We start from the raw sequence: 11,629 nt of genomic DNA on the forward strand, positions 1-11,629 counted from the left end.
GGAGCGCTCCCTCGAGCTCGCCGCCGAGGCGCGCACCGAGGTCGAGCAGGCGCGCGCCGGCCGCGAGCAGCAGCTGCTCACGGTGCGCGCCACGCTGCGCGACCTCGGCAGGGAGCTCGAGGAGCTGGTCAGCAGCGTCCACCGCGACGAGATGGCGCGGGCCCAGCAGCGGATGCGGATCGAGCAGCTGGAGGAGAAGGCGCTCACCGAGCTCGGCCTCGACCCCGAGGGTCTGGTGGCCGACTACGGACCCGACCAGCCGGTGCCGGTGGCGCCGACCGAGGACGACCCCGAGCCGGCCCCTGTGCCCTACGTGCGCGAGGAGCAGCAGAAGCGGCTGCGGACCGCGGAGCGCGCTCTCTCGATGCTCGGCAAGGTCAACCCACTCGCGCTGGAGGAGTTCGCCGCGATGGAGGAGCGGCACCAGTTCCTCACCGCGCAGCTGGAGGACCTCAAGCAGACCCGCAAGGATCTGCTCGACATCGTCCGGGAGGTCGACGCCCGCGTGGAGCAGGTCTTCACCGAGGCGTACGCCGACGTGGAGCGTGCCTTCGACCACGTCTTCGCGCGCCTCTTCCCCGGTGGCGAGGGACGCCTGGTGCTCACCAACCCCGACGACATGCTCGCCACCGGCATCGAGGTCGAGGCCCGTCCGCCGGGCAAGAAGGTCAAGCGGCTCTCGCTGCTCTCCGGCGGCGAGCGCTCGTTGGTGGCGGTGGCCTTCCTGGTGGCGCTGTTCAAGGCCCGCCCGAGCCCGTTCTACATCCTCGACGAGGTCGAGGCGGCGCTCGACGACACCAACCTCGGGCGGCTGCTGCAGATCTACGAGGAGCTGCGGGAGACCTCCCAGCTCCTGGTCATCACCCACCAGAAGCGCACGATGGAGGTCGGTGACGCGCTCTACGGCGTCACCATGCGCGGCGACGGCGTCTCCACCGTCATCAGCCAGCGGCTGCGCGAGGTCGAGCCCGCATGACCCGGCCCGCCCGTCCGACCAGGGCCGACTACGTGCACTGGCGCACGATCACCACGCGGTGGCGCGACGACGACGCGTACGGCCACCTCAACAACGCGACCTACTACGAGTACTTCGACACCGCCGTCAACGCGTACCTCTTCGAGGCCACCGGAACCAACGTCCGGCTGCTGGACCGCATCGGCGTGGTCGCCGAGACGTCGTGCCGCTACTTCCGTGAGATCGGCTTCCCCGAACCCGTCGAGGCGGGTCTCGTCGTCGACAAGGTTGGCACCTCCAGCGTCGTCTACCGCATCGGCCTGTTCCAGGGACCCGGCGAGGAGGCGGCGGCCGAGGGCCGGTTCGTGCACGTCTACGTCGACAACACGACTGACCCGGATGGCACCCGTGCCCGACCGGTCGCGCCACTGCCGGACGCCATCCGGGCCGCCGTCACCCCACTCCTGCGCCAGCCCGACTGAAGGCCGACCCCACCACGCCCGAGTCGGTCGAGCCGGTTCGTCGCTGGTCGAGCCGGCGAGCCGCGTCCCTCGTTGGTCGAGCCGGCGAGCCGCCAGGCGAGCCGTGTCGAGACCACCCGTGGTGCCGCTGGCAGCCCTCGCTGCGGGGGTCTCGACACGTTCGGCCGCAGGCGGCCTCACTGCTCGACCAGCGGGGGCCGGGCTGGTCGTCGGTCCGGCGGTGACTGAAGCTCCTATGTGTGGTCAAGCGGTTTCGAGCCATGCGCGGTAGCGGTTGACCACTTCGGGTGTGACGAACTTGCCGCGCTCGGTGCGGCTGATGGTCATGGGTGCGACGCCGATCGCTGCGGCTGCTGCGTGGATGGTGATGTTCTTGGCTTGGCGTGCGGGGCGGAGGTCGCGGACGTCGAGGTCCTCGTGCGGTCGGGTGAGCTGTTTGAACATCTCGCGGGCGATGGCTCGCTTGAGGATCCGCAGGATCTCGGGTGTGGACCGGCCTCGATCGCGTTGACGTGTCACGAAGTTCTTGGTCGGCGGGTGGTTGCGCATCCGGGCCAGGGCGATGGTGTGCAGGGCGTTGTTCGCACGCCGGTCACCGCCGCGCGAGAGCCGGTGCCGGGTGGTCTTGCCGGAGGAGGGCGGCACAGGCGCGGTGCCACACAGGGCCGCGAAAGACGCTTCGGTACGGAGCCGGTCGGGGTTGGCGCCGACGGTGATCAGCATCTGTGCCGCGGTGTAGTTCCCCACGCCGTGTAGGTGCAGCAGGTGGGGCGCGGTCTGTTCGATCAGCGAGGTGAGCTCGGCGTCGAGTCGGGCTATCTCCTGGCTCAACCCTTGGTGGCGCTGGGCCAGGGACTTCAGCACGGTCAGGACGAGACGTTCCTCGAGATCGGCGTAGTTCCCCGGCCGGCACGCTGCCAGGGCCTGGATCAGCCGGGCCGGGGTCAGGTGACGGTACTTCTCACGGATCCGTACCGGTGAGGTCACCAACTGCTGGCCGATCTGGACCTGTGCCGCCGAACGAGCCTTGACCGATGAGCGGCGCGTTGTGCAGAGCGCGTAGCGCGGTGATGTCAGCCGCCTTGGCGGCCGCTGTCGCGCGACCAGCCAGCACGGCGTGCGGGGCTTGGTAGGCGTCGATCGGATCGGACTTGCCCTCACGTCGGCGTATCGACCGTTCGGGGCGCACAGCCTCGAAGACCTCGAAGCCTGCTTCACGGGCGGTGCGGGTGATCCCGATGCCGTAGGAGCTGGTGCCCTCGATCCCGATGGCGGTCAGCTCACCGTGACCGGTGAGGAAGTCCAGGGCCTGCCGGTAACCGGTCGGCGTGGGGGGGGGGGAACTCCTGGTCGCCCAGATGCCGACCCCAAGGGTCGATCGCTGCGACGTGGATGGTGTCGGCGTGGGTATCGATCCCGCCGACGATCGTGCCCGGGTCGAGCGGGGTCGACTGTCATGATGGATCTGCCTTCCGTCGATCGGATGGGTCGACGCCGGTCGGGCGAGCAGACAGGACACTGATGAGGCTTAGCCAGGCTCTTATGAGGTCATGTCCGCCCGGCCGGCGAGCGGGACCCCGCGGGGCTGACGGTCCAATTGATGGTCAAGCCAGCAGGCCGACAGTCGGTGGCAGAGTCACGGCCCCACGGGGTTGTCGAGCATCATCAGTGTCGGTGGCGGGTGCTTGAGTGGACTCATGACCAGCCCGCGGATCGACTTCGACACCACGCCGGACTCCCCGGCCGGGGTGCTGGCCGGCCTGCGCACCCACCGCGAGACCGCCCGGGTCGCGGAGGTCCAGGTGATGGTCGACGCAATCGCCTGGGCGGCGATGCACTCGGTCGACTCCCTCACGCACGCGGCGACGCTGCCGGGCACCGAAGGCTGTGTGGCGATCGCGGGTGAGGGGGCGCCGTTGGTGGCGGAGTTCGCCATCGCCGAGCTGGCCGCGGTGCTGGGTCGCTCCACCGACTCCGGCCGGATCTGGCTCGGGCAGGTCATGGAATGCCGCTACCGACTCCCGAAGACCTGGGCCGGGCTGACCGGTGGGCGGGTGCAGCCCTGGCAGGCCCGCCGCATCGCCGAGGCCACCCTCGGCCTGTCGTGGGAGGCCGCGGCGTGGGTGGACCGACAGCTGGCGCCGGTGGCGCACAAGGTCGGCCCCGCTCAACTGGACCGCACCATCACCGAGGCCCTCACCCGCTTCGACCCCGACCGAGCTGAAGCCCAAGCACGGGCCGCCCGGGAGTCGCGGTACGTCGCGGTGGAGACCCGGCACGTCACCACGGATGGTTGCGTGCAGCTCCACGGCACCCTGGACCTGGCCGACGCCCTCGACCTCGACGACGCCCTCCACGCGGTCGCGACCACCCTGGCCCGGTTGGGTTCCACCGACGCCCTCGACGTGCGCCGCGCCAAAGCCCTCGGGGAGATCGCCCGCAACGACCTCACCCTCGACCTCACCACCAGCGTTGAGCAGACCGAGGAGTCGGGCGAGGAGCCGGTGCGGGTGCCGGCGCCCCGGCGTCAGGTCGTGCTCTACGCCCACCTCGACATCGACCGCTCCGGCACCCCGGACTCCTTCGTGCGGATCGAGAACACCCGCAGCCTCATCACCCTGGACCAGCTTCGGGAGTGGCTCACCATCCAGGACACGGTCGTGACGGTGCGGCCGGTGCTCGACCTGAACCAGCACCTCGAGACCACCGGCTACCAGCCCACCAGCCGGCTGCGGGAGCAGGTGGGCCTGGTCAACGGGCGGTGCGTGTTCCCGCACTGCACCCGCCCCGCCCGGAGCTGCGACACCGACCACATCACCGCCCACACCACCGGCCATGCCAGCGGCGGGCCGACCTGCTCCTGCAACCTCGCACCCCTGTGCCGACGCCACCACCGCATCAAGACCCACACCGCCTGGACCTACGACCTCCTCGACACCGGCACCTATGTCTGGCGCAGCCCCCACGGCCTGACGTTCCACGTCGACCCCGACGGCACCACCAGCATCGACTCCGTCAGCCCCGCCCGAGCACCGGATCGACATCCGTCCCGCCCCTGACCCCGCCACCCCACCAGGGTTGCGGGGCCACCGGCACGCCCGGGTGGTCTCGACACGGCTCGCTGGCGCTCGCCGGCTCGACCAACGAGAAACGCCGGCTCGACCGGCGAGGTGGTGCGGTGGTCTCGACACGGCTCGCCTAGCGGCTCGCCGGCTCGACCAACGGAAAGGCGGCCGGCTCGACCAACGAGGCGGTGCGGTGGTCTCGACACGGCTCGCCTAGCGGCTCGCCGGCTCGACCAACGAGGAATGGCCGGCTCGACCAACGAGGAACGGCCGGCTCGACCAACGAGGAACGGCCGGCTCGACTCGCCTGCCGGCAGGCCCATCACGACACGCCCGACCCGCGGACCCGGTCGGGCCGGGGATCCCGGGTGTGGCACGGTTGAAGTGGACCTGGAAGATGAAGGCCGACGGATCCCGAAGGGGTCCCGGCTCGACCGCACCCACGACCTGCTCGGAGGCCCAGCGTGCTGCCCATCCTCATCGCGATGACCGTGATCCTCGTCCTGGCGGCCTTGGTGCTGCTCTACGCAGCGTTCCCACACCGGGGCGAGCAGGTGCCCGCCGTACCCTGGCTCGGTGAGGCGATGGAGCGGGCGACCGAAGCGCTCCCGGTGCTCACCGCCGAAGACGAACAGCGGGACTGGAGCCTGACGACCTCGTCCGGTCGGGAGTAGCCCGGCGGCGGCTCCATCGGCCTGGTTCGGCTCTGGTTGGATGGACGCCATGTTGGAGCTGATCCTGATCATCACGGCGGCCCTGCTCGTCGTGGCGGTGGCCGTCGTCGGTCTCGTCACGACCCGGCGCGGCAAGACGCCCCGGCAGGCGCCGACGGCCGGGGTCCCCGACATCGTCACGCCTCCGGAGACAGCGCCGGAGACAGCGCCGGAGACAGTGCCGGAGACGGTCGAGGAGCCGGCGGCTCCCGTCCTCGAGCGCCCCGAGGGTACGGCGTCGCGGCTGGTGCGGCTGCGGCAGCGGCTGGCGGGCTCGCAGGGTGGCCTGGGCCGCGGCCTGCTGGCGCTGCTGAGCCGGGACCGGCTCGACGAGGACGACTGGGAGTCCATCGAGGACCTGCTGCTCACCGCCGACGTCGGCGTCGCGCCCACCCAGGAGCTGGTCGAGCGGCTGCGGACCCGGCTGCGGGTGGACGGCGCAGGAGTCGATCCGCGCACGGCGCTGCGCGAGGAGCTCGTCGCCCTGGTCGACCCCGACATGGACCGTCGCCTCCAGGTGACCGGCGCCGACGGCGCCCCGGGGGTCGTCCTGGTCGTCGGCGTCAACGGCGCCGGCAAGACGACCACGGTCGGCAAGATCGCGCGCATCCTCGTGGCCGAGGACCGCACCGTCGTGCTCGGCGCGGCCGACACCTTCCGCGCGGCCGCCGTGGACCAGCTGGCCACGTGGGGCGAGCGCGTCGGCGTGGAGGTCGTGCGTGGCCCCGAGGGGGGCGACCCGGCGAGCGTGGCGTTCGAGGCCGTGAAGTCCGGGGTCGACCGAGGTGTCGACACCGTGCTGGTCGACACGGCCGGCCGGCTGCAGAACAAGCAGGGCCTGATGGACGAGCTCGGGAAGGTCAAGCGGGTCGTGCAGAAGCAGGTCCCGGTCACCGAGGTGCTGCTCGTCCTGGACGCGACCACCGGCCAGAACGGCCTGATCCAGGCGCGGGTCTTCAGCGAGGTCGTCGACGTCACGGGCATCGTGCTGACGAAGCTCGACGGCTCGGCCAAGGGCGGCATCGTCGTCCAGGTGCAGCGCGAGCTCGGCGTACCCGTCAAGCTCGTCGGCCTCGGCGAGGGCCCCGACGACCTGGCGCCGTTCAGCGCCGAGGCGTTCGTCGACGCGCTGCTCGGCTGAGCGCGTGGCGGGGGAGGGGCTGGCCCGCCGGGTGCTCGCCCGGTTGGGGCGCGTCGGCGCGACGCGTGCGGACCGGGACCTGCTGCTGGGCTCGGTGCTCTTCGACGAGCGGTGGTACTCCCGCCAGGCCGGGGCGTCCCTCGACCGCGAGGCCGCCGTGGCGCACTATCTGGCCGACGGCCACCGGCGCGGACTCTCGCCGCATCCGCTGTTCGACCCCGTCTCGCTGCGGCGGCGCTGGAGCGCCGCACGGCTCGAGCAGCTCGGCGACGGCGACCCACTGACGCTGTACCTGCGCGAGCGCCTGTTCGGGAAGACCACGCACCCGCTCTTCGACCAGGCGGCGTACGTCGCCGCCGTGCCGACGGCACTCGACCATCCCGAGGGCCCCGTCGCCCACTACTGCGACGTCGGAGCCGCCGCGGGACACCCCGCCAACTCCTGGCTCGACGGTGACCTGCGCGCCTGGGTGAGCCAGCAGTACGACGTCGCGCTCGCTCGGCGCGACGGGGAGCCGACGCCAACGCTGGCCGACCTGCCGCCGCGCGCGGGTGCGACCCCCGGCCTGGTCTCACTGCTGCTGGTCGCCGACCCCCGGCACGGCCCGGCCGACGACGTGCTGCCGGCCGTGGAGGCGGCCCTGACCGGTGCCGACGGCGAGCGGGTGGAGTGCGTCGTGCTCGACGACGCCGGTCCGCCCCTGGACGCGGTCGCGCTGGCCTCGCTCCCGGTGCGCTTCGAGCACACCCGGGTCGTGCGCAGCGGGACCCGGCTGGGTCCGGCCGCCTCCCGCACGGCGCTGCTCGGCCATGCGGGCGGAGCCACCGTGGTCCTCCTGGACGCGACGGCCCGTCCCACCGCTGGCTGGCTGGCGCCACTGCTGGACGCGCTCGGGGAGCCGGGCGTCGCCGCCGTCCAGCCCGTGGTCGTGGAGCACGCCGACGGCACGGTGCGCTCCGCGGGCTGGGCGGTGCCGACCGACGGTCTGCCGCAGCCGTTGCTGCGGGGCCAGCCGCCGGGCGACGCGGCCCGGCTGGACCGGCAGCGGCTCACCGCCGTGGGCGAGACCGTGCTCGCCGCGCGGCACCGGGACGTCGTGGCAGCCGGTGGCGTGCGGCTCGACGGGCCGCTCGGCCTCGTGGACCTGGCCCTGCGCTTGCCCGGCGAGGGGAGGGTCGCTCCGGGCGCCGTGGTGACCCACCGTGCCGCCCCCGAGCATCCGCTGGCCGGCGTACCCGATGGGGAGCGGGCCGCGTTCGTCCGTGACCACGGCGACCGGCCGGCCGATGAGGCCGTGCTCTGGGCGGTGTGCGGCTTCCGCGTGACGGGGCGCCACCCGGACGGCAGTCCCGTGATCGGACGCGACCTCGCGACGTCCGAGCGGGCCAGGCGGCTGCGCATCGCGATCAAGAACCCCGCCCCGGCCGGCCCCCTGGGGGAGACCTGGGGCGACACGCACTTCGCGCGCTCGCTGGTCGCCGCCTTCGGCGACCTCGGGCACGACGCGGTCATCGACCACCACCCGGCGTGGCACCGGCCCACCGCCGACCTCGACGACGTGGCGCTGGTGCTCCGCGGCCCCCACGCCTACCGGCCGCTGCCGGGGCAGACGACCCTCGCCTGGGTGATCTCCCACCCCGACACCGTCACCCGTGAGGAGCTGGCGGCCTACGACCGGGTGTGCGCGGCCAGCGTCACCTGGGCCGCGCAGCGCTCGGCCGAGTGGGGCATGGACGTGGAGCCTCTGCTGCAGGCCACCGATCCCGCGCTGTTCGGGCCCGACCTGGCCGCGCCCGACAGCGGCGCGCCGGTGCTCTTCGTCGGCAACTCCCGGCAGGTCCGTCGGCCGGTGGTGCTGGCTGCCGTCGAGGCCGGCCTCCCGGTCCGGATCTACGGTCGCGGCTGGGGTCGTTACCTGCCCGGTGACTGTGCCGCCGAGGTGGTCGCCGACCGGCTGGACAACGCCGCGGTCGGAGCGGCGTACCGCTCCGCCGGCGTCGTGCTCAACGACCACTTCGAGGACATGCGCCGCGACGGCTTCGTGTCCAACCGCCTCTTCGACGCCGCTGCCTGCGCGGCCCGGGTCGTCACGGACGACGTCGCCGGCCTCGGCGACCTGCTCAGCCCGGTGGTCCAGGTGGCCCGCACGTCGGCGGACGTGGTGCGACTGGCCACCCTCCCGGACCCCGACGCGGTGTTCGGTGACGACACGGTCCGGCGTGCTGTCGCGGAGACCGTACGTCGGGAGCACTCGTTCCGCGCCCGCGCGGTCCGGCTCCTGGCCATCGTCGAGGAGCTGCGTCAGCGCTCGTAGAGCGCCTTGACCCGCTGCACTACCCGGGCCGAGGCCCCGTCGTCGACGTGGTCGAAGAAGATCCGCCGCTTCCACTCGTAGTCCTCGAGCTGCTCGGCCGTGCGCTCGGCGAACACGCCGTCCAGCGCCACGGCGAGCTCGTCGAAGGTGCGGCAGACCGGTCCCGGCACGACCTTCTCCAGGTCGTAGAACAGCCCACGCTCCTCGGTGGCGTAGCGGTCCAGGTCGTAGGCGAAGCTGATGACCGGCCGGCCCGTCATCGAGAAGTCGACGAGCCCGCTGGAGTAGTCGGTGACCAGCCCGGACGCCACGCGGTAGAGCACCTCGACGTCGGGATAGCGCCGCGACGAGAGGTCGAGCGGTGCGAGGCCGGCGAGCATCGAGGAGTAGGTCCGGGCCCGGTCGGCCATGTGCTCGCGCACGCCCAGCACCGCGTCGTGCTCGGCGGCCCAGGCCCGCAGCCGGTCGACCTCGGCCGGGGCGAAGCGGTAGTAGGAGTCGGCCTGGCCGTCCTTGAACGTCGGGAGGAACAGCACCAGCCGACGCCCGCCGAGCTCCTCGCGCAGCCGCTGCTCGGCGGCGCGCAGGTCCTCGGGCAGCTGCTCGAACGGCCGCATCAGGAAGTCGTTGCGGGGCAGTCCGGTCGGCCACAGGTCGGCGTACGGCACGAACCCGAACGCCGCCGACATCGCCAGCCGGTCCATGTCGCTGGACACGATGACGGCGCGCGAGCCGGCGCTGACCCGGTTGCTGATCCGGCGGTCGTCGGCGGACGGTACGGCGGCGGCGTGCAGGAACCGCTTGAGCGGGATGCCGTGCCACAGGTTGATGAAGTTGTGCGTCACGCTGGACACCGGCCACGGCACGTTGATGCGTGGTCCGTGCTTGACGAAGATCTGCTTGGCCCGCAGCAGGTAGTGCTGTCCCTCGCGGCTCGTCAGCGGCACGACGACGACGTTCTCGCCGTCCACGTCGACGCGCCGCGACCTGGTGAGCACGATCTTCTTGATCGAGGGGTCCTCACGCACGGCCTCGAAGACCGCCCGCTCGTTGCCGGCGAAGGAGTGGTCGTAGGCGCACACGGGGAACGCCCACCAGTGGTCGAACTTGGGCGCCCAGCGGTCCTCCTCGCGGAACTCGGCGCGCTGCAGGGTGCGGGCGAGGTAGACGCTGCCGTCGGGACGGGTGCGGATCGCGAAGCTGCGGCGGAGGTGGTCGTCGGCGACGACGCGCAGCAGGTTGCGCTCGAACATCTCGACCGGCGCGTCGGGTACGACGGCGCGCACCCGCTCCTTCCAGTGGACCAGATCGGGGACCCGCTTGACGTTCTCGCTGAGGAGGTTGCGCTTGAGGAGCGGGAACCCGTCACGGAGCAGCTCGAAGTACTCCGCGGTGTAGAGCGGGTGGAAGGGGTGCAGCCGGCCGGTGAAGGTCGTGAAGTCGAAGCCCGCGCCGATGAGGTAGTCGCTGAGCCCGATCTCGTACTTGCAGATGATCTTGAGCTTGTCGTCCTGGGCGACGACGGTCTCGAACCGTCGGCGGAACCCGGGGTCCTGCACGACCCGGCGGCGGAAGGCGACGAAGTAGGAGCTGACGTGGAGCTGGAACTTCACGTTCCAGTCCTCGTAGTCGCGCGGGAGGTGCTTCGCGGCGGCGAGGTCGATCGACTCGGTGTGGCCCCAGTCGCGGTCGAACGCGCGCTGGGATGCCTGCAGGCCCCACCAGTCGCAGGCGACGGCGTCCATCCGGGAGAAGACCTCGTCGAGCGGCCGCACCAGGTAGGAGCTGTCGTTGGCGAGGATCAGCTCGTCGTAGGTCTCGATCACGTCCCAGCCGACCAGGTCGGTGGCGAGCATCGAGTAGGAGCCGAAGTCGTAGCGCCCGTGCGGGACCGCCCAGGCCGCCGCGGTCACGTCGCCGAGCTTGGCCAGCTCGGCGTCACTGAGCCGGCCGTCGGCCAGGTAGTAGACGTCGGCGAAGCGGCTGAGGTCGCGCAGGTAGTGCACGACGTAGTCGTCGACGATCCCGTCGACGTCGTACGCCGCGAACAGGCAGATCCGCCGGGGCGGTCCGCTGGCGGCCGGTCGGGGCGGATCGGGGAGCGGTGCCCGGCGCTCGGGGCGCGGCCGATGACCGGCGGCGCGTCCGGCGAGCAGGTAGTGGAGGAAGGGGTCGACCTCCTCGCGGGTGGGGTCGAGGTACTCGTTCCAGTACCACCAGCCGTCGAAGCGCGCGTTCGGGTAGCGCAGGTGCTGCCAGCCGTCCCGCACGTAGTTGGCGAGCGGGGCCTCGTCCGGGCCGATCAGCTCGGCGTTGTGGCGGACGTAGCCGTCCTCGTCGAACTCACCCGACGCCGCGATCAGGGCGATCGCGCAGGCGCGCTCCGCTGCCCGGCTCGGGCGGTCCGCCGTCACCGTCGCTCCCGCCGCCTGTGCGTGCGGCAGGCCGGAGCGCAGCGCGTCGCGGACCAGCCGCTCCGCGGCCTCCGGGGAGTCGGACCGGGCCCGGTCCCATGCGGCGACGAACGCACGCCAGTCGGCGAGGAAGGCGTCGTAGCTCATCGGGTCCTCCCGCGGACGGCGTCGAGCCGAGCCAGCACGCGGGCGGTGCTGTCGGCATCCACCCGGTCCAGCAGCAGGTCGCGCACGCGCGCGTAGTGCGGCGACGGCGTCGCGCCGGGCTCGATGGCCTGCTCCAGCGCATGTCCCAGCGCCTGCACCAGGGAGGCGGCGTCACGACAGACCGGGCCGGGGAGGACATGCCCGGGATCCAGGATCGGGTCCAGGATCGCCTCGGCCGCCGGGGCGAGGTCGGGCGCGAGGTTGGGGGCGAAGCCCACCACCGGCCGCCCGGTGACCAGGAAGTCCAGGCCCAGTCCCGAGTGGTCGGTCACCAGCACGTCGGCGGCCCGCAGCACCGGCGGCAGCGCGGGGTGGCGATGGGGCGAGAGGTCGAGCGC

10 protein-coding genes are annotated in these 11,629 nt (G+C 72.3%); 6 read left to right on the forward strand and 4 right to left on the reverse strand.

What is annotated here, in order from left to right:
- Nucleotides 1-976 (forward strand): AAA family ATPase (locus VGE38_RS16425; protein WP_331143635.1); only part of this gene is annotated, 976 nt, incomplete at its 5' end.
- The gene (locus VGE38_RS16430) at nt 973-1,437 is read left to right on the forward strand and encodes an acyl-CoA thioesterase (RefSeq protein ID WP_331143636.1); all 465 of its coding nucleotides are present in this window, start codon (nt 973-975) and stop codon (nt 1,435-1,437) included. The genes VGE38_RS16425 and VGE38_RS16430, both read left to right, overlap by 4 nt.
- Before the next feature lie 243 nt (nt 1,438-1,680).
- Here the strand turns inward: VGE38_RS16430 and VGE38_RS16435 are convergent, their stop codons facing one another.
- Complete coding sequence (locus VGE38_RS16435; protein WP_331143644.1) at nt 1,681-2,424, reverse strand: transposase; 744 nt, start codon at nt 2,422-2,424, stop codon at nt 1,681-1,683.
- The gene (locus VGE38_RS16440; RefSeq protein WP_331143637.1) at nt 2,399-2,956 is read right to left on the reverse strand and encodes a hypothetical protein; all 558 of its coding nucleotides are present in this window, start codon (nt 2,954-2,956) and stop codon (nt 2,399-2,401) included. The genes VGE38_RS16435 and VGE38_RS16440 overlap by 26 nt, the downstream gene beginning before the upstream one ends.
- Before the next feature lie 178 nt (nt 2,957-3,134).
- Between VGE38_RS16440 and VGE38_RS16445 the strand changes: the two genes are divergently transcribed.
- The 4 genes from VGE38_RS16445 to VGE38_RS16460 all read left to right on the forward strand — a co-directional run bounded on the left by VGE38_RS16445 (nt 3,135) and on the right by VGE38_RS16460 (nt 8,670).
- On the forward strand, nt 3,135-4,496 hold the full coding sequence (locus VGE38_RS16445) for an HNH endonuclease signature motif containing protein (protein WP_331143638.1): 1,362 nt from the start codon (nt 3,135-3,137) through the stop codon (nt 4,494-4,496).
- Between the two features lie 470 nt (nt 4,497-4,966).
- Nucleotides 4,967-5,176: a hypothetical protein gene (locus tag VGE38_RS16450; protein ID WP_331143639.1), complete on the forward strand. Its 210-nt coding sequence runs from the start codon at nt 4,967-4,969 to the stop codon at nt 5,174-5,176.
- Between the two features lie 49 nt (nt 5,177-5,225).
- Nucleotides 5,226-6,356, forward strand: coding sequence for a signal recognition particle-docking protein FtsY (ftsY, locus tag VGE38_RS16455; RefSeq protein ID WP_414690992.1), 1,131 nt, complete (start codon nt 5,226-5,228; stop codon nt 6,354-6,356).
- Between the two features lie 4 nt (nt 6,357-6,360).
- On the forward strand, nt 6,361-8,670 hold the full coding sequence (locus VGE38_RS16460; protein WP_331143641.1) for a glycosyltransferase family protein: 2,310 nt from the start codon (nt 6,361-6,363) through the stop codon (nt 8,668-8,670).
- Here VGE38_RS16460 and VGE38_RS16465 read toward each other — a convergent pair.
- Nucleotides 8,658-11,231, reverse strand: a complete 2,574-nt coding sequence (locus VGE38_RS16465; protein ID WP_331143642.1) for a CDP-glycerol glycerophosphotransferase family protein — start codon at nt 11,229-11,231, stop codon at nt 8,658-8,660. The genes VGE38_RS16460 and VGE38_RS16465 overlap by 13 nt on opposite strands.
- The coding region (locus VGE38_RS16470) for a CDP-glycerol glycerophosphotransferase family protein (protein ID WP_331143643.1) at nt 11,228-11,629 on the reverse strand (402 nt) is incomplete at its 5' end. The genes VGE38_RS16470 and VGE38_RS16465, both read right to left, overlap by 4 nt.

This window comes from Nocardioides sp. (genome assembly GCF_036405735.1).
Lineage (GTDB): Bacteria > Actinomycetota > Actinomycetes > Propionibacteriales > Nocardioidaceae > Nocardioides.

Coding starts and splice junctions, on each gene's coding strand:
- VGE38_RS16445 (WP_331143638.1), top strand. CDS start 3,135: ATGACCAGCCCGCGGATCGACTTCGACACCACGCCGGACTCCCCGGCC.
- VGE38_RS16430 (WP_331143636.1), top strand. CDS start 973: ATGACCCGGCCCGCCCGTCCGACCAGGGCCGACTACGTGCACTGGCGC.
- ftsY (WP_414690992.1), top strand. CDS start 5,226: ATGTTGGAGCTGATCCTGATCATCACGGCGGCCCTGCTCGTCGTGGCG.
- VGE38_RS16465 (WP_331143642.1), bottom strand. CDS start 11,231: ATGAGCTACGACGCCTTCCTCGCCGACTGGCGTGCGTTCGTCGCCGCA.